Annotated in this window: 16 protein-coding genes and 1 pseudogene; 6 read left to right on the top strand and 11 right to left on the bottom strand. The window is 67.0% G+C overall.

From position 1 onward, the window contains the following. A partial coding sequence (locus LI94_RS14060) for an aldehyde dehydrogenase family protein (RefSeq protein WP_046301579.1) occupies positions 1-1,420 on the bottom strand: 1,420 nt, incomplete at its 3' end. A gap of 17 nt (positions 1,421-1,437) precedes the next feature. Continuing rightward, complete coding sequence (locus tag LI94_RS14065; RefSeq protein WP_046301568.1) at positions 1,438-2,256, bottom strand: NAD(P)-dependent oxidoreductase; 819 nt, start codon at positions 2,254-2,256, stop codon at positions 1,438-1,440. A 191-nt stretch (positions 2,257-2,447) separates the two neighbouring features. Between LI94_RS14065 and LI94_RS14070 the strand changes: the two genes are divergently transcribed. Then, the gene (locus LI94_RS14070; RefSeq protein WP_046301569.1) at positions 2,448-3,728 is read left to right on the top strand and encodes a cytochrome P450; all 1,281 of its coding nucleotides are present in this window, start codon (positions 2,448-2,450) and stop codon (positions 3,726-3,728) included. A gap of 73 nt (positions 3,729-3,801) precedes the next feature. Beyond that, positions 3,802-5,019: a cytochrome P450 gene (locus tag LI94_RS14075; protein WP_046301570.1), complete on the top strand. Its 1,218-nt coding sequence runs from the start codon at positions 3,802-3,804 to the stop codon at positions 5,017-5,019. 4 nt (positions 5,020-5,023) lie between these two features. Here LI94_RS14075 and LI94_RS14080 read toward each other — a convergent pair whose 3' ends face one another. Beyond that, positions 5,024-6,559 (bottom strand): aldehyde dehydrogenase family protein, encoded by a 1,536-nt coding sequence (locus tag LI94_RS14080; RefSeq protein WP_046301571.1) that lies wholly within the window; start codon positions 6,557-6,559, stop codon positions 5,024-5,026. A 104-nt stretch (positions 6,560-6,663) separates the two neighbouring features. On the opposite strand from LI94_RS14080, the gene LI94_RS14085 reads away from it, so the two are divergent. Further along, complete coding sequence (locus LI94_RS14085) at positions 6,664-7,878, top strand: CoA transferase (RefSeq protein ID WP_046301572.1); 1,215 nt, start codon at positions 6,664-6,666, stop codon at positions 7,876-7,878. On the opposite strand, the gene LI94_RS14090 is transcribed toward LI94_RS14085, so the two are convergent. Beyond that, positions 7,875-8,684 carry an acyl-CoA thioesterase domain-containing protein gene (locus tag LI94_RS14090; protein ID WP_239651232.1) on the bottom strand — a complete coding sequence of 270 codons (810 nt, stop codon included), beginning with the start codon at positions 8,682-8,684 and terminating at the stop codon, positions 7,875-7,877. The two genes, LI94_RS14085 and LI94_RS14090, sit on opposite strands and share 4 nt — an antisense overlap. A 204-nt stretch (positions 8,685-8,888) precedes the next feature. Here LI94_RS14090 and LI94_RS14095 point away from each other — a divergent pair, with 204 nt between their 5' ends. Genes LI94_RS14095 through LI94_RS14105 form a run of 3 tightly spaced genes read left to right on the top strand, consistent with a single transcriptional unit; the run spans position 8,889 to position 11,728 of the window. Then, positions 8,889-9,320: an OB-fold domain-containing protein gene (locus LI94_RS14095; protein ID WP_046301581.1), complete on the top strand. Its 432-nt coding sequence runs from the start codon at positions 8,889-8,891 to the stop codon at positions 9,318-9,320. Further along, positions 9,317-10,465 carry a thiolase family protein gene (locus LI94_RS14100; protein ID WP_046301573.1) on the top strand — a complete coding sequence of 383 codons (1,149 nt, stop codon included), beginning with the start codon at positions 9,317-9,319 and terminating at the stop codon, positions 10,463-10,465. The genes LI94_RS14095 and LI94_RS14100 overlap by 4 nt, the downstream gene beginning before the upstream one ends. A gap of 33 nt (positions 10,466-10,498) precedes the next feature. Then, positions 10,499-11,728: an amidohydrolase family protein gene (locus LI94_RS14105; protein WP_046301574.1), complete on the top strand. Its 1,230-nt coding sequence runs from the start codon at positions 10,499-10,501 to the stop codon at positions 11,726-11,728. Between the two features lie 68 nt (positions 11,729-11,796). Here LI94_RS14105 and LI94_RS14110 read toward each other — a convergent pair whose 3' ends face one another. From LI94_RS14110 to LI94_RS22405, 7 genes and pseudogenes are all read right to left on the bottom strand, one after another. Then, positions 11,797-12,570: an SDR family NAD(P)-dependent oxidoreductase gene (locus tag LI94_RS14110; RefSeq protein WP_046301582.1), complete on the bottom strand. Its 774-nt coding sequence runs from the start codon at positions 12,568-12,570 to the stop codon at positions 11,797-11,799. Between the two features lie 118 nt (positions 12,571-12,688). Further along, positions 12,689-13,177, bottom strand: coding sequence for a nuclear transport factor 2 family protein (locus LI94_RS14115; RefSeq protein ID WP_239651230.1), 489 nt, complete (start codon positions 13,175-13,177; stop codon positions 12,689-12,691). Continuing rightward, entirely contained in the window at positions 13,170-13,592 is a 423-nt protein-coding gene (locus tag LI94_RS14120) for an OB-fold domain-containing protein (RefSeq protein ID WP_046301576.1), read from the bottom strand. The genes LI94_RS14115 and LI94_RS14120 overlap by 8 nt, the downstream gene beginning before the upstream one ends. Before the next feature lie 5 nt (positions 13,593-13,597). Beyond that, positions 13,598-14,806 carry a thiolase family protein gene (locus LI94_RS14125; protein ID WP_046301577.1) on the bottom strand — a complete coding sequence of 403 codons (1,209 nt, stop codon included), beginning with the start codon at positions 14,804-14,806 and terminating at the stop codon, positions 13,598-13,600. Positions 14,807-14,822: 16 nt separating this feature from the next. Then, entirely contained in the window at positions 14,823-17,042 is a 2,220-nt protein-coding gene (locus LI94_RS14130) for an acyl-CoA dehydrogenase (protein ID WP_046301578.1), read from the bottom strand. After that, positions 17,039-17,953, bottom strand: a complete 915-nt coding sequence (locus tag LI94_RS14135; RefSeq protein ID WP_239651231.1) for a helix-turn-helix domain-containing protein — start codon at positions 17,951-17,953, stop codon at positions 17,039-17,041. The genes LI94_RS14130 and LI94_RS14135 overlap by 4 nt, the downstream gene beginning before the upstream one ends. A 51-nt stretch (positions 17,954-18,004) precedes the next feature. Continuing rightward, positions 18,005-18,187, bottom strand: a pseudogene (locus LI94_RS22405) (oxidoreductase); the annotation flags it as partial. Between the last annotated feature and the right edge of the window lie 16 nt (positions 18,188-18,203).

The following is an 18,203-nucleotide window of genomic DNA, read 5'->3' on the forward strand; positions in this document are numbered from 1 at the left end:
ATGTGTATAAGAGACAGGTCCGATTCCGCGCCGTCCGCAACATCGCATCGGCATACAAGCGCATTACGGGCCGAAACGGCGGTGCTGCACTACCGGTCAGGCTGAATGGCAGGTCCGATCCCACCACGGTGCGGTAGTGACTGAACGCGTCGAAGCCGGCCTTGCCGTGGTAGGCGCCCATGCCGCTGCGACCCACGCCGCCGAACGGCGCCCCGGACGGAACCATCTGTGCGGCGAAGTCGTTGCGGGCCACTCCCCCGCTTCGAGTACGGCGTACGAAGTCGCGAAAGTTCTTGTCGCCCGGCCCGAACCAGTAGGCGACCAGCGGAGCGGGACGGGCATTGATCATCTCGATAGCTTCGTCGAGGGTGCCGTAGGCCTGCACCGTGAGCACCGGGCCGAATATCTCCTCCGCGGTGATCCGCATGGTCGAATCGACGCCGCGCACGAGGGTGGGAGCGATCTTGCGGGAGGAGCGATCCGGCAGCGCCTCCCCGTCGGGAGCGATGCTCTCCACGATGGCACCACGATCGCGGGCGTCGTCGATCAGGCCCAGCACCCGGTCGAAGTTGGCGTCGTTGACGCTTGAGCAGTAATCGCCATTGGTCAGGATCGTCGGGAACATCTCCCGCAACGTCTTCCGGGCGATATCGACGAATGCGTCGACGTCGCGCTCGGGCACCAGGACATAGTCCGGGCACACGCAGACCTGACCTCCGTTGACCATGCGGGCCGCCGCGATCCGCTTCGCCGATCGGCCGATGTCGGCGCCGGGCGCCACCACCACAGGATTCTTCCCGCCCAGTTCCAGGGTCACCGGGACCAAGTTGTCCGCGGCGGCGCGCTGCACCAGCGCACCCACCGACGGTGAACCGGTGAAAAAGACGTGATCGAACGGCAGCCCGACGAACGCGGCCGCCACATCGGCGCCGCCGGTGACCACGGCGAATTCGTTCTCGTCGAAGTACCTCGGCGCCAGCTGCGCCATCAGATCGGCGGTGTGCGCGGTGATCTCGGACATCTTGATCATCACCCGGTTGCCTGCGGCGAAGGCCGCGGCCGCCGGCACCACCACCAGTTGCAGCGGGAAGTTCCACGGCCCGACGATGCCCACCACGCCGAGCGGAGTGGGTTGCACTTCGGCACGCAATCCGACCAGCCGGGCCGCACGCAGCAGCTTGCTGGGACGCATCCATTGCCGGACGCGCGATCTGGTGTGCTCGACCACGGGGACGATGCCGATCATCTCGGTGGCCAGTGAGGCCGCCCGCGACCGGGTGCCGAAATCGTGCGCCATCGCCGCGGCGAAGGCGTCGACGTTGTCCAGCACCATCGCCAGCAACCGGTCGATGCGGTTACGCCGGACAGCGGCACTGGGCGGCCCGTCGTCGGTGAAGGACCGCCGCTGCTTCTCCAGCAGATCCGCCAGCTCGGCGGTCACGACAGGTCCAGTGGCCCGTTTTGGGCCACGGTCTGCAGCTGACCCAATTCGACGCCACGGTCGGCGGCGGCCTCGATGCAGGCCGCAACGTCCTTGCGCATAAAGGGCGCAACGACTTTGGCAAAGCTCTCGACGCCACCGGCCGACTGCACGTACCCCGCGGCCCGGCTGCCGCCGCTGCACTGCGACAGCGCCTCGAACAGACTGGCGTCGCGCACCCCGAGACTCTTGCCCAGCTCGACCGCGGCCGCGACCAGTTGCGCATTGGCGGCGAACAGCACGTTGTTGATCAGCTTGAGGTTGAGCGCGGTGCCCAGCCGCCCGGTAAGGATCACCGGGTCGGCGTAGGCCGCCAAGACCGGCTGTGCGCGCGCCACCGCGTCGTCGGGGCCACCGAGCAGCACCGTCAGTTTGCCTGCCGCGATGTCGTGAGCGCCGCCGCTGACCGGAGCGTCCACCAGCGCCGGGCCGTCCGGGAACTCCGCCGCCAACCTGGCCAGGGTGCTCACCGTTCCGGTGGTGTGCGACACCACGACGGAGCCGGAGTCGGAATTGGCCAGCAAGCCGTCGGCGCCGGTGGCGACTTCGAGCAGTTGCGCGTCGGAGAACAGGCAGCTGATCACCACACCGGCGTCACGGGCGGCCGCGGCGACCGACTCCACCGGCACGGCGCCGGCGGCCGCAAGCCTTTCGCACACCTCGGGCCGGCGGGCGTAGACCTGAACGCGGTGCCCGGCGGCAACCAAGCGCAGGACCATGGGTTCACCCATCTGGCCGGCTCCGACAAACCCGACGACCTGGCCGGTTGTGCTCATTCTCGGCTCCTCGAGGCAGCTTTCGGCTATCCGGTAAGGCCAACCGTAGCATTGTCCAGAAGCGCCGAATTCGTTACAGTCGTGCTTACTGTCGACTTTTCGGGTACAGCGGAAGGCTGGCGAGGATGACCAACCAGCGCCCACGACCTTGCGTCGCTGGCCGCGCAGGGCCAACGTTCCGAGAGGAAACCATGACACTGGATTCGTCACCGGCCGCGCCGGTTTCGCCGCACCCCTACCATCGCCTCGATATCTCAGACACCCAGTTCTGGGGCAGGGACTTCCGGACCCGGGACGAGACGTTCGCGACGCTGCGCAACGAATCGGGCCTGACCTGGCACCGGCCGATAGACGCGGTCTTCCCGCACCAGGAGACCGGCTACTGGGCGGCGACCCGGCACGCCGACGTCAAGTACATCAGCCAGCATGAAGAGCTGTTCTGTTCCAGCGAAGGCGTCAGCGTCGACCCGATGCCGGCTGAGATCCAGCGCAACATGACGTTCTTCCTGGCGATGGATCCGCCCGATCACACTCGGTACCGCAAGCTCATCAGTTCGGGTTTCACGCCGCGGCAGGTCCGGCGCATCGAGGATCAGATCAAGGCCAACTCCCGCAGCATTGTCGACGACCTGTTGACCAAATTGCGCACTGGCGACCAGATCGACTTCGTCGCAAGCTGTTCCGGCCAATTGCCGATGCGCACCGTCTCCGACATGATCGGTATCGACCCAGCCGACCAGCAGAAGGTCGCCTACGCCGCCGAATGCCTGTTCAGCGGCAGCGACGACGAGTACGCCTCGCTGGAGGAGCGGGCGGTGCACGTTATGACGCAGCTGGGCGTGCTGGCCGGTGCTGGCGTTGAGCTGGCGCAGCGCCGCCGCGCCGAGCCGCACGATGACCTGATGACTGAGTTGGTCAATGCCGAGGTCGACGGCCACCGTCTCACCGACGCCGAACTCGGCTCCTTCATGGTGCTGCTGGGCTCTGCCGGCAACGACACCACCAAGCAGGCCACCACGCACGCGTTCAAGGCCCTCGTCGAACATCCTGAACAGCGCGCCTGGCTGCTGGCCGACTACGACAATCGGATCGGCGGGGCGGTCGAGGAATTCGTGCGCTGGGCAACGCCGGTACTGGCTTTCGCCCGCCACGCGGTGGTGGACACCGAGGTAGCCGGGACCGAGATCAAGGCCGGCGAGAAGGTGGCGCTGTACTACTGTTCGGCCAACCGCGACGAGTCGGTGTTCGACCGGCCGCATGAGTTCGACCTCACCCGCACCACCAACCCGCACCTGGGTTTCGGCGGCGGTGGTGCGCACTACTGCCTGGGCACCCACGTCGCCCGGATGGAGCTGCGGCACCTGTTCTACGAGCTGCTCACCCGGCTGCCCGAGGTCACCCTCGCCGAGCCGGAATACCTGCAGAGCACCTTCGTGCACGGCATCAAGCGGATGCCGATCAGCCTGGCCTGACGCTGGCGCACTACTTGCTCAATCATCTACCGTAAGCCTTACCGTATATTACTACGCCGACGGGAGAGCAGCCGTGGAAAGCCAGGTTGACGACATCGCTGCCACACCCGACAAGCCGGCCGACTACCTGAAGAACCCCTACCCGTACTTCCGGAGCAAGCGCGAGGGTCCCGGGATCTTCCCTGGAACGGTCATGGACTACTCCAAGACCCCGGCGTCGCTACGGCCCACGACCCAGTTCGCTGCGGTCTCCTTCGAGGCAGTCAATCAGGTTTTCCGCGAGGGGGATTCGTTCAACTCGCACATCTACGACGTCACGATCGGCCTGTTCATCGGACCGACCATCCTGGCGATGGAGGGCGAGTCGCACCGCAAGCATCGCAACCTGGTCTCGTCGGCGTTCAAGCGGAAGTCGTTGGTGCACTGGGAACCCGAGGTGGTCCGGCCGGTCTGCAGCGCTTTGATCGACGAGTTCATCGCCGACGGCACCGCCGATCTGGTGTCCGGCTTCACCTTCGAGTTCCCAACCCGGGTCATCGCCAAGCTGTTGGGCCTGCCCGAGGAGGATCTGCCCTGGTTCCGTCAGCGCGCGATCGAGCTGATCAGCTACACCGTCGACTACAACCGGGCGTTCACCGCCTCGGCACAGTTGAAGGACTACTTCCTGGCTCAGATGGAGAAACGCAAGTCCCAGCCCACCTCCGACATCATCGGCGAATTGGTCACCGCGGAGGTCGATGGCGAGAAGCTCACCGACGAAGCGATCTTCTCGTTTCTGCGCCTGTTGCTGCCGGCCGGCCTGGAGACCACCTACCGGGCCACCAGCAACCTGCTGTACCTGTTGCTCACCCATCCCGAGCAGTTCGCGGCGGTGCGCTCCGACCGTGATCTGATCGGCGCCGCCATCGAGGAGGGGCTGCGCTACGAGACGCCGCTGACCACGGTGCAGCGCACCGCCATCCGTGACACCGCGGTGGCCGGCGTCGAAGTTCCCGCCGGCGCTGTCGTCGACGTCTGCATCGGGTCGGCCAACCGTGACGAAGCCCGGTGGGAACGGCCGGAGGAGTTCGACATCTTCCGCAAGTGGATTCCGCACATCACGTTCGCCGCTGGCGAGCACACCTGCATGGGCTTGCATCTGGCGCGCATGGAGATGCGGGTCGCGATGGAATGCCTCCTGGACCGCCTCGGCGAGATCACCTTGGTCACCGACGACACCCCGCACATCTACGGGCAGCCGTTCCGCTCCCCGCGGTCGCTGCCGGTGACTTTCACTGCCCGGCAGGGCTGAGGACTCACTGTCCGCGAGGCTCGCGGTAGCCGATCGTCTTGGTCTCCAGATACTGCGCGAATCCCTCGATCCCGCACTGGCGGCCCCAGCCGCTGTTCTTGTATCCGCCGAACGGTGCGTCGGCACCGTAGTACATGCCGCCGTTGACGCCGATCGCGCCGGTCCGGATCCGGCGCGCCACAGCCAATGCCCGCTCGTTCGAAGCCGAGACCACCGCGCCGGCCAGGCCGTAGGCACTGTCGTTGGCAATGTGCACCGCCTCGTCGTCGTCACGGAACGGCAGCATCACCACTACCGGGCCGAAAACTTCCTCGCGGGCGATAGCGGCACTGTTGTCGACCCCGACGATCACGGTCGGCTGCACGTAGTGCCCGCCCGCCAGCTCGGCCGGCAGACCGTCGACTTCGCCGCCGCCGGTGGTGATCTCAGCTCCGTCTCGGCGGGCCTGGGCGCAGGCGTCGAGCACGCGTCGTTGCTGCGCGGCGCTGATCAGCGGGCCCACCAGGGTCTGCGGCAGCGCGGGATCGCCCACGGTGACGGCCGCGAAGGCCGCGGTGACCGCGCCGACCAGCTCGTCGAACATGCTGGTATGCACCAGCATCCGGGTGGTGGCCGCGCAGGCCTGCCCGGCGTGTACGCACACTCCTAGCGCACCGGGGATCACCTTGGCCGGGTCGGCGTCATCGAGCACGATCAGCGCCGATTTTCCGCCCAGCTCGAGGAAGGTGCGCTTCATGGTGTCGGCACTGTTGCGGGCCAGCAGCTTGCCGACCGTGGTTGATCCGGTGAACGAGATCATGTCGACCCGAGGGTCGGTGCCGAGCAGTCCGGCCACCTCGTTGGACGGCGTGGGCACCACGTTGACCACGCCGGCGGGGATATCGGTGTGCTCGGCGATCAGCCGCCCCAACCGGGTGGCATTCCACGGAGTGTTCGGGTCGGGCTTAAGCACCACGCTGTTTCCGGCCGCCAGGGCGGGCCCCAGCTTGTTGAGGATCACCTCGATGGGAAAGTTCGATGGCGTGATCGCCGCGACCACCCCGACCGGCTCCTTGACCACGGTGCGCCTATTGCGTTCCCCGAACAGCCCGCCGCCCTGGAGTGGTCGCTCCCATTCGAATTCATCGATCAACCGACTCGGGTAGCGCAGCCCGTCGGCCAGCGGCCAATCCAGCTGTGCCAGTTGAGTCGTCATCACCGGGCAGCCGACCTCGGCGATCAGCTCGGTGCGCAGCTCCTCCTTCTCGGCCTGCAGCGCCGACTGCAGTTGCGCCAGACAGCGCTTGCGCAGTTCGCGGTTGGTCGACCAATCGGTGTCGTCGAACGCTCGCCGAGCCGCACCGATCGCTTGCTGCATGTCGTTGCGGTCAGCGGCCGCGGTGGTGCCCAGCAGCCGCCCGGTAGCCGGACTGACATTGTCGAACTCCGCGCCCGAGGCCGCTGCCACCAACTTGCCGTCGATCAGCAGGCGCGACTCTGCCGCCGCAGCAGCCCGTTCGCCGATCTCGACGCTGCTGACCCGCTGCCCGACGTCGCTCACCTCGCCCCTTTCGGATGCCCAACCGTAGTACTTACAGTACGATACTTCAATTGGTTCTCGAGAGGTTCGCACGGCGGCAGGAGCGCGCTGAGTTGATCAGGGTCATGGACGGCTTCCGGGTATTGGAGGTCGCGCAGTTCACGTTCGTGCCGGCAGCCGGGGCGATCCTGGCCGATTGGGGAGCCGACGTCATCAAGGTGGAGCACCCGCTGCGCGGCGACACCCAGCGCGGCTTCATCCGGATGGGCGGCTTCGTGCTCGACCCCGACCGACATCCCCTGATCGAGCACCCCAACCGCGGCAAGCGCAGCGTCGGCATCGACGTCTCGACGCCGGATGGTCAGCAGGTGCTCTACGAGCTCGCCGCGACCGCCGATGTGTTCTTGACCAATTACCTTCCGCGGGCAAGGCAGAAGAACAAGTTCGACGTCGAGCACATCCGCGCCGCGAATCCGAACATCATCTACGCCCGCGGCAGCGCCTACGGCGACAAGGGACCCGAACGCGACATCGGCGGCTTCGACGGCACCGCGTTCTGGACCCGCAGCGGAGTGGGACACGCCCTGAGCCCCGAGGAGCTCGGTGCGCCACTGTCCCAGGGTATCCCGGCATTCGGCGACTCCGTCGGCGGCATGAACATCGCCGGCGGCATCGCCGCCGCACTGCTGCACCGCGAGCGCACCGGGGAAGCGCTCGAGGTCGACGTCTCGCTGCTGTCCACCGCGTGGTGGGCCGCCGGCGCCAGCGTGACCCAGGGCATGGAAACCGGGGAGGTCATGCGTGCCCTGATGCCGCATTCCGGCGGCTCGCCCGCGAATCCGTTCCTGGGCAACTACACCACCTCCGACGGCGGCACCATCAACCTGTGCATCGTCAGCCCCACCGGATACATCCGAGACACTTTCGAGCACTTGGGCATTCCCGACGCGGCCGACGACCCGCGCTTCGCCGAGGTGCTGCCGCTGATGCAGAACGCCGAGGCGGCCAGTGAGTTGATCGTCGCGGCGATAAGCGCCAAACCCTTCGCATACTGGCGCCAGCACCTCAAGACCATGAAGGGCCAGTGGGCGCCGTTCCAGAGCCTGGTCGACCTGGGCGCCGACGAGCAGGCCATCGCCAACGACATGATCGTCGAGGTCGAAGCCGGCGATGGCGGGCCGGCGTTCAAAGTGGTCCGCGGTCCGGTCCAGTTCAATCACGAACCGCTGGAGACGACCCGCGCACCGCGGGCATCCGAGCACACCGAGATCGTGCTGATGGAACTCGGGATCGACTGGGATCGAATCGAACAGCTCAAGGCGTCCGGCGCCATCGCCTAACTGTCCGGCGAGTCCTTGTCCCCGTACTTGCGGCCCGCGTCGAAGTTGAAATTGGCGATGGCGGTCGACACCCCGCTGCCGATCGGGCCGAGGGTGTCGAACAGGCTCGCGCTTCCGGTCGCCACGCCGGCGTCGCTGTAGTGGGTCAGTGCGGCCAGCCCGATGTACGGGCCGACGGGAAGCCTGCTCAGGGCCAGGGTGTAGTCGGCGTTGATGAAGGCCAGACCCTGGGTGCTGAAATTCGTCAGCGAGGCGGTGACGTCGACAGCCATCGCCGCCCGGACGAACGGCGTCAGGTCTTCGCCGTCGACCAGGTCGCGGATCTCACGCAGCCACGCATAGCGGGGTCCGGCGTGCTGCCACGGGAAGCCGCTGCCCTCGTCTTTGCCGTAGGCCCGGATGAACATGGGCACCGAGTCGTCCAGTCGCGCCGGCTCCTCCGGGAGCGGCGGTAGGCCGACGTCGGTGGTGAAGAAGTCACCGTCGGGTTGCGTACCGCGGCGCAAGTACAACGCCGAAGCACGGGCCACCAGCTCGCCCTGCTGCGTCATCTCGGCGTCGATCGCACGCATCCGTGCGCCGGAGCGCACCACGGACGCATCGACCCGCAGCGGCGCACCGGCCACCCGGCGCAGGATCTCGACGGTCAGTCGCGCCGGCTGCAGGTCGTCTTCGGGCACATGTTGCTCGACCGCGCGGGCCAGCAGTCCGCCCACGACCTGTCCGCCGAGGGTCGGCCCCCAACCGCCGTGCGCAATCGGGTTCGGCACCAGGTCGTCACCGCGACGCACCACGAACGGGATCAGGTGACCGGTGACGCAGGCGCCGACGTTGCCGCTGACGCCCATGACATGCGCACGCCGCCGATCGACCGCCGACACATCGTTCACAGTCATCCCCTGGTTCCCTTGCCGTGACCGCCGGGCGCTGGGAAAACCCCGCTGGCCAACTCGCGCTATCGTACATTACTGTAAGCATTACAGTTAATGAACCTGTTGCGCGGAGGTGCCATGCAGAAAGCGCTAGCTCCCGACATCTCGACTTGGCCGGAGGACAGCCCGCAGTTAGTGGGCAGTCGTTGCGCGGACTGCGCCGCCACGGTCTTTCCGGCCCAGCCACGCTGCCCGAGCTGCAGCGGTGACCAGATGAGCCAGGAGCTGTTGCCCCGCACCGGAACCCTGGTGGCCTGGACCACCCAGGGCTTTCCGCCCGGGGCGCCGTATCTGGGTCCCACCGGTAAGGATTTCGTACCGTTCGGCGTCGGACTGGTGCAGCTGGGCGACGTCATCCGGGTCGAAGGTCGCCTTACCGAAAACGACCCGGAAAAGCTGGAATTCGGCATGCCGGTGGAGTTGGTCATGGTCCCGTTCACCTCCGACGCCGACGGCAACGAGGTCATCACCTTTGCCTTTCGGCCGGTATTGGAGACCGCCATCCCATGACTCATGAGGTAGCGATCATCGGTGTCGGACTGCACCCGTTCGGCCGATTCGAGGGCAAGTCCGCGATGGCGATGGGGGTCGACGCGATCTTCGCCGCGGTGGCCGACGCGAGGGTGGACTGGAAGGACATCGGCGCCGCGACCGGTGGCAGCTGGACGGTGGCCAATCCCGATGCGATCGTCGGGATGGTCGGGCTGTCGGGCATCCCATTCACCAACGTGTTCAACGCGTGTGCCACCGCGGCCAGCGCGGCCAAGGTCTGCGCCGACGGTATCCGGCTGGGCGACTACGACATCGGCATCGCCGTCGGCCTGGACAAGCACCCCCGCGGGGCGTTCACCGAAGACCCGGCGCTGGTAGGGATGCCACGGTGGTATGCCGAGAACGGTCAGTACCTGACCACCCAGTTCTTTGGCATGAAGGCCAATCGCTACCTGCATGATCACGGCATCTCGCAGCAGACATTGGCCAAAGTCGCGGCGAAGAACTTCCGCAACGGCGTGCTGAACCCGAATGCGTTCCGGCGTAAGCCGATCTCCGAGGAGGAGATCCTGGGCTCGGCGATGCTGAACTATCCACTGACCCAGTACATGTTCTGCGCTCCCGACGAAGGCGCGGCGGCGGTGGTCATGTGCCGCGCCGAGATCGCGCACCGCTACACCGACAAGCCGGTGTACCTGCGCGCGGTGGAGGTACGCACGCGGCGCTACGGCGCCTACGAGGTGAACACCACCTTCGCTCCGGTCACCGAAGACGTGGCGCCCACGGTGTACGCCGCCCGCGCCGCCTTCGAGAAGGCCGGCGTCGCGCCCGAAGATGTCGACGTCATTCAGTTGCAGGACACCGACGCCGGCGCCGAGATCATCCACATGGCCGAGTGCGGCTTCTGCGCCGACGGTGACCAGGAGAAGCTGCTGGCCGACGGCGCGACCGAGATCACCGGGTCACTGCCGGTCAACACCGACGGCGGGCTGATCGCCAACGGTGAACCGATCGGCGCATCCGGACTGCGCCAGATTCATGAGTTGGTGCGCCAGCTGCGCGGCGAAGCCGGCGACCGGCAGGTGCCCGGCGAGCCCAAGGTCGGGTTCGCGCAGCTCTACGGTGCCCCGGGTACCGCCGCGGCGACCATTCTGACCCGCTGATCACCCGTCTTCTCGCGGCGAGAAAGGAACCCGATGAGCCAGTTCCGTGACGCACCGATCTTCGACGCCGACCAGCACATGTACGAAACGCCGGAGTCACTGACCAAGTACCTGCCGGAGAAGTACTCGCGGGCGGTCCAATTCGCCCAGATCGGCCGCCAGACCAGGATCATCATCAACGGCAAGGTCAGCGATTTCATCCCCAACCCCACCTTCGAGCGGGTCGCCGCGCCGGGCGCACACGAAAAGTTCTTCGCCGGGGAGAACACCGAGGGCCTGACCCTGCGCGAAATGCAAGGCCCGGCCATCGCGGCACCGCCGGCCACCCGCAACCCGCCGGATCGGGTCGCCGAACTGGACCGCCAGGGCGTCACCGAAGCGTTGAACTACCCGACCTTGGCCAGCCTGGTCGAGCATTCCAGCGCCGACGACCCGGAGCTCACCCTGGCAATCATTCACGCCCTGAACCAGTGGATGGCCGAGCACTGGTCCTATGACTACCAGGGTCGGGTGTTCTCTACGCCGATCATCAATCTGTCCGAGGTCGAGGGCGCGCAGCGGGAACTGGAGTACATCCTGGCGCAGGGCGCCAAGGTGGCGCTGATCAAACCCGGCCCGGTCAACGGTATCCGCGGCTGGCGCTCCCCGGCGCTGCCGGAGTTCGACCCGTTCTGGCGTGACGTGGAGGCCGCCGGTCTGCCCATCGTGCTGCATGCCAGTTTCCCGCCGCTCGACGAGTACGTCGGTCGCTGGGAGCCGCCGTACACGCAGAACTTCATGACGCAGAGCGCCTTCCGCTGGATGGTGCTGGGGCACCGCGAGATCGCCGACATGATCACCGCGCTGATCTGTCATGGCACCCTGACCCGGTTCCCCAAGCTACGCATCGCCAGCGTGGAGAATGGCAGCTCGTGGATCGGGCCGCTGTTTCACGACTTCGGCGACCTGTACAAGAAGATGCCGCAGAATTTTCCAGAGCATCCGCACGACGTGTTCCGGCGCAATATCTGGGTCAGCCCGTTCTGGGAGGGCCGCATCTCCGACGTGGTGGACACCGTTGGCTGGGACAAGGTGCTGTTCGGGTCGGACTACCCGCATCCCGAGGGCCTGGCCGAGCCGAAGGGGTTCTGGCGCTACGCCGAGGGGATGGATGTCCGGCGCACCTATGACTTCATGGGTGACAACGCCCGCCGGTTCATGGGCTTGCCGATCGCCAACCCTGATCCGGCCGCCCTAAAGCCACCGGCGCTCGCCGGTGCTTAGTGTCGACACTGCGGTCAGGGCTGCGACACAACGTAATTCACCGCCCTGACCGCAGAGTCAACGCCGTATCACTTCGGCGCGAAGCGCTGACCGCCGTCCAGACGAATGCACTGGCCGTTGAGCATCGGATTCTCGACGATGGCGGCCGCCAGTTTGGCGTACTCCTCCGGACGGCCCAACCGCTTGGGGAACGCCGCATCCTTGGTCAGCACGGCCGCGAACTCGTCGGGGATGCCCTGGGTGAGGCCGGTGGCGAACAGGCTGGGCGCGATCGCCAGCACCCGGATGCCGACACCACCCAGGTCACGGGCCATCGTCAGGCACATCCCGGCGATGGCGGCCTTGGATGCCGTGTAGGCGATCTGCCCGATCTGGCCTTCGAACGCCGCGATCGAGGACGTATTGATGATCACGCCGCGCTCATCGTCTTCGGGCTCATTGGTGCTCATATGCCAGGCTGCGAGCCGACTGACGTTGAAGGTACCGACGACGTTGAGATCCTGCGTGCTGCGAAACGCCTCCAGGTCGTGCGGCCCGTCTCGTTTGATGGTTCGTTCACCGATACCGCCTCCTGCGGTGGTGCCACCGGCGGTGGTGACCGCGATATGCAGCCCGCCCAACGCCTCGACCGCCTCGTTCAGTACCCGCTCGGTACCGGCGAAGTCGGTGACGTCGGCTTCGAAGAACAGGCCGCCGATCGACTCGGCCACTTCCTTGCCCTTGGACTGCGGCCGGTCCAAGACCGCCACCTGGGCACCGCGTTTGGCCAACAGCTCCGCTGTCGCCTTACCGAAACCCGATGCGCCACCGACGATGATCGCGCGCTTGTTCTCGATCTCCACGAACACTCCCCTTGTTTGGACACGACGACCCGGGATCCACCCCGGCGCCTATACTATAGCCATTCCGGTAATCCATTCAGTATGGCCTACAGGGGTCCCGGGCAGGCGCATCAGGCGCTCAGTTGATGAACCGGCCGGCGACTCTGGCCAGCAGCGATCGGACACGCGGCGAGAGGTAGACCGCGAACACCGCATTGAAAACGTCCTCGCGCAGCCTGGTCAGCGTCAAGGTCTTGATTCGCCAGTCGCCGTCGACCTTTTCATACGTCTCGGTGTAGTGGCCGTAGCCGCGCAGGTTGACGCCGGGACCGAACCGCACCACGTCTTCCAGCGCCCACACCCCGTGTGCCGTGGTCGGCGAGTCCAATTCGATGTCGGGCGCGTGGACCTGGTGGACAGTGGGCTGGTCTCGCAGGCTTTTGCGGGTGAAAGCCACGAATTCGTCGGCGCCAGTGATGACTTTGCCACCCGCACGCGAGGTGTCACCGACGAAGTCATCGGCGAACAGCGTGCGCCAGGCCACCCAGTCTTTGGTGTCCAGGTACCGGCAGTAGCGAGACTTCAGGCGTTTGATCGCCTCGATCTGGGCCGCGGTGTGGTCAGCCACGGCTCGGAGCCGGTTCGTAGCGCAGCATCGTGACATCGTGGTCCGGGTAGTCGCAGAACACCGGCTGCACCCGCATCCCCACCACCAGATCAGCGGGATCGACGTTGACCAGTTCGGTGGAGAACCGCGGGCCCTCATCCCATTCGACGATCGCCAACAGCTGCGGAACGGCATCGGCGAAGTGCAGCCCGACCGGCCGGCGGGCCACCGTGAAGGAATACAGCGTGCCCATCCCGGAGATCTCGCGCCATTCCAGATCATCGGCCAGAGTGCGCGGCGCCCGAACCCGCGGATAGAACACGTAGCTCTCGGTAGACGGTGAATATTGGATGACGATGCGATGCTGCGCCAGCGCATCCCAGAACGGCGCGGTGGTGGGCGTCTTGACCGGCATCGGCCGCTCAAAGGTGGTCATCGGTTTCAGTCCCCTTCCAGGATGAGGGTTGTCTGTTCCGACAAGATCCCGCCATTGCCCGAGACGAAGGCCCGGTTGCAGTCGGCCACCTGTGCGGCCCCGGCCCGGCCCATGATCTGGCGGGTGGCGTCGCAGACGTGGTGCATACCGCCGGCCAGGCCGGCCTGGCCGAATCCGAGCTGACCGCCCGCGGTATTGAGCGGGAAGTCGCCACGGAAGGTCAGGTCGTGATCGGCGAGGAACTGCATGCCCTTGCCCTTCTCGCAGAAACCCGCGTCCTCCAGCGACAACAGCACGGTGATCGTGTAGCAGTCGTAGATGGAGACCATGTCCATGTCCGCACGCGTCAGATCCGTCATGGCGAAGGCGGTGTCGGCGGCCTCGCGGATGGGAGTCGCCAGTAGATCTGCGGCGTATGTGGGCGTTTTGAACGGCACGTGTTCGCCGAATCCCTTGATCCAGACCGGACGGTTGCGGGCTCGCTTGGCGACCTCGGGGCTGGCGATCACCACCGCGGCGCCGCCGACGCAGGGCATCACGATCTCCAGCATGTGCAGCGGATCGGCGATGACCGGGCTGGCCAGCACGTCCTCAACGCTCAGCGGAGTGTCGCGCCAGATGGCGCCTTCGGTGTGATTGGCGTTGACGCGCTGATCGACGACCAGTTTGGCCATCGCCCGTTCGTCGTAGCCGTAGACGGCACCGTAGCGAGTGGCGACCTGGCCGTAGGGGCCGTTCTGCCCCAGGTTGCCGTAGGGAATCTCGAACTCGGCCTGCGGAGAACCGTATTGGTTGCTCGAGGACCCGAAGAACATGGCGTCGACCAGTGGCTTGGGCTTACGCTCCGACATCGGGGTGATGTAGCGGGCCGGCAGCGCACACAGCACCACATCACAGATGCCCAGTTCGATTGCCGCCGCGGCGCGCCAGACCATGGCCGCGGCACTGGCCCCGCCCAAGTCGACGATCTCGGCGAACCGCGCTCCAACACCCAGGTATTCGGCGATCGTGGACGGTACGAAGATCTCGGATTCACCCAGGTGCGAGGTGACGATGCCGTTGACGAGTTCGCCGGGCAGGCCCGCGTCCGCCAGCGCTGCCGCGCTCAGTTCGGCCCACTGCTCCAGCGTGAACGGGGCCGGAGCGGCCTTGTTCATCCGTTCCGGCGGCAACTCGACATAGCCGACGATCGCGGCGTCTCCACGTAGTCCCATGCAGCCGTCCTTTATCTCATTTGCGGGGCAGGCCGAGAATCATCTGCGCGATGATGTTCAGCTGAATTTCCTTGGTACCGCCGCCGATCAGCTCGGCCGGCGACAACAGATACGGCTCGACGACGGCCGGGTCGGAATCGGCAACCATCGCCAGTCGCCCGACGGTTGCCAAGGTGGCGTGGAAGGTGCGGCGCAGCAGCACGTTCATCGCCACTTTCGCGATGCTCGACGAGGCCCCCATGCCCTCGCCGTCCAGCAGCCTGATGGTCTCGCGCACCCCGAGCCCCCGGATCGCGTTGGCGTAGGCGTCGAGCTCGCCCAACGCGCGCAGTGCGTCATCGCGCGATCGGCCCGGGGCCGCGGCGATGGCCCGCAGCGCCACGGCCCGGTCGTTCTCGACGTATCCGCTGATGGCGGTGCGCTCCTCGGCCATGGTGGCGATCGCCAGCTGCCAACCCTCGGTGGGCTCCCCCAGCAGCATCTCGTCGCGTACGAAGACATCGGTGAGGAACACTTCGTTAAATTCGGCTGCCCCGGTGGCCATCACGATCGGCTGGATTTCGATGCCCGGCGAGCGCATGTCCACGATGAAATAGCCGATCCCGCGATGCTTGGCCGCCGCGGGGTCGGTACGGGCCAGCAGTGCGCCATAGTCGGCGCGCTGCGCCGCCGAGGTCCAGATCTTGTGGCCGTTGATGCGCCATCCGCCGTCGACCTTGACCGCGCGAGTGGTCAGCGACGCCAGGTCGGAGCCGGCACCGGGCTCGGAGAACAGCTGGCACCAGGCGAGTTCGCCGCGCTGGGTCGGGGGAATCAGCCGCCGCTGCAGCGCAGCCGGTGCGGCTCGTACCAGCGACGGCAAGATCCATTCGGAGATTCCCAGTGACGGCCGGACCAGCCCGGGCCGGTTGGCGAACTCCTCGATGATGATCAGCTGCTGCAACGGGGAGGCATCCAGTCCCCACGGCGCGGGCCACTGCGGGGCGATCAGTCCGGCCTCGGCGATCAGCGTCCGCTGCGGGCCCGTTTCGAAGTGCGGGTAGTCGCCTTGGCGTCCCGGACCGTCGTTGGCCAGCTTCTGGGCGGCGTCGAGAGTCGCGGCGACCCTCGCCCGGAAGTCGGCTTCCGCGCCGCCGAGATCTACGGTGAAGTCTCGCTGCCGCGCAACGGTCAGCTCGCCGAGCCGGCGCGCCCAGTCGGTGGCGGCGCCGATCGAAGCGGCGATGCTGGTGGCGCGGCGCCAATACAGGTGCAGATCGTGTTCCCAGGTGAACCCGATCGCGCCGAACATCGTCAAGGTGTCGAACACGGTGTCCGGACACGGCGCCACCGCCGTCAACGCCGCGGTGGCGGCGGCGATGCGGTGCTGTTCAACGGAGTCGGTAGCGGCTCGCAGTGCGTCCCACGCTGCAGCACAGGCCAGCTCGGCGCTGACCAGCAACATGGCGGCCTGGTGCTGCAATGCCTGGAATGTACCGATCCGGACGCCGAACTGTTCGCGGGTGTGCAGATGCGCGGTGGCCGCCTCGACGCACCAGCCGGCGATGCCGGCACACACCGCCGCGGCGAGGCCGACGGCGAGGTACTCCGCACGCTCGGTGTCGATCCCGGCCAGTTCGTCGCCGGCGCGGACCGGGTGATCAGCCAGGGTGATGGTGGCCAGATCGGTGAGCAGATCGGTGCCGGCCACCGGCTGGGTCACCGCCCGGTCGGAGTCGACGACCACCCAGAGGTCCGTTCCGTCCTCACAGCGAGCGCAGATCAGTGCCAGGCGTGCCGAGCGGGCACCGGAGATCACGTCGGATGCACCGCTGATCAGCCAGCCGTCGTCGGCGCGCCGCGCGGCGAAATCCGATTGCCCACCAAGCACGACGGTCGCCGGCGCACCGGCGGCAAGGGCACGCAGGTACTCCTCCCGTGCCGGCGTGGCCTCGGCGAGCAGACCGACCGCGCCGGCGGTCACCGTCGGCAGCAGCGGACCCGGCACAGAAACTGTTCCCGCGGCCTCCAGTACCGCGGCGACGTCGAGCAGCCCGCCGCCCTGCCCGCCGCACTCTTCAGGAAGGTGAATCGCGTGAAACCCATTGGCGACCAAGTCATCCCACCACGACGGCAGTTCCCCGGCAGCCAGCGCATCGAAGGCCTTGCGGGTGTCGGCCATCGGTGCGTGCCGGCCGGCGAACTGCCGCAACGACTCGCCGAGCTGGCGTTGTTCGGCACTGAGCGTCACGCTCACGAGCTCTCCTCATGTTCTCCGCGTGCAATCCACTGGGATTGGATACGTGCGGCGGTCTCTCGCACGGCGGTACCGAGCTCGGCCACCTCCGCGGCGGTCAGGGCAGCGAAGGGGGCGACTCCCACCGACATCGTCACCGTCCCGTCGATGTCGCGGACCGGAGCCGAGACACTGGCGATCGGATGCCGCTCGGCGTTGCCGAGTTCCTCGGGCAGGTAGTCAACCTCGGTGAGATCGGCGAAAGCCGTGGCCAACCGCGCGGTGATCTCGTCAGGCTCGCCATCGGCCGCCAGCGCCTGCAGCGCCGAGTACACCCGGACGTATTCGCGGCTCATCCGGTCGATCGCGTAGCCTCGCCGGCCGACCTCGTCGACCACGGCGGCCAGCCGTCGCCGCAACCGCGGCGACGGTGCGCCCAGCCCACTGACCCATTCTTTCCTGACCGGTTCGCCTGCGCCGGCGATGAACTCACGGCCGAACGGCGCCACCAGCGGTATCCGGAAGCCGGCGCCCAGCCGGAGACCGGCGATCGACTCCCCGACCGAGTCGGTCACCACCACGGTCGCGCCCTGGCGAGCACCGAGGATCACCTGGCGGCCGACCGCGCCGAAAAGCCGCTGCAGCTCCGGCCGGAAGGCCTGCCGGTTGATGGGGCGAGCCAGTGCCGCCAGGGCGGGGCCCCAAGAATATCCGCCCGACCGCCGGTCCCGTACAAGCCACTGCCGGCTGGCCAGGGTGGCGAGGATCGCGTGGCAGGTGCCGTGACTGATGCCCAGGGTCTGGGAGATCTCCGACAGGGAGCAGTGCCGTTCCGGGTCGGCGGTCAGCAACTCCAGGATCCGCATAACCCGCTCGGTCGGCGGCGAGGAGACCGGACGCATCGTGCCGTCCTCACCGATCGCTGCCGTCACACTTTCGAAAAGTACGTCGAATATTCGACGCAGGCAAATCTGCGACGGCCCTCAGCCGGCGCCCGACAGTCGCGCTCGCTCTCGCATCGAGGCGACCACGCCGCCGTCGTTGAGGATGTCGGTGCCGGTGAGATAGCCCGCCTTGGCACTGACGCAGAACGCCATCAGCTCAGCCATCTCCTCGGGGGACCCCCAGCGCGGGACGGCGGCGTCGGCGACCAAGGCCCCCGCACCTGTCTCTTATACACAT

The sequence above is a fragment of the Mycobacterium sp. UM_Kg27 genome, assembly GCF_000972905.1.
In the GTDB taxonomy this organism is placed as follows: Bacteria; Actinomycetota; Actinomycetes; order Mycobacteriales; family Mycobacteriaceae; genus Mycobacterium.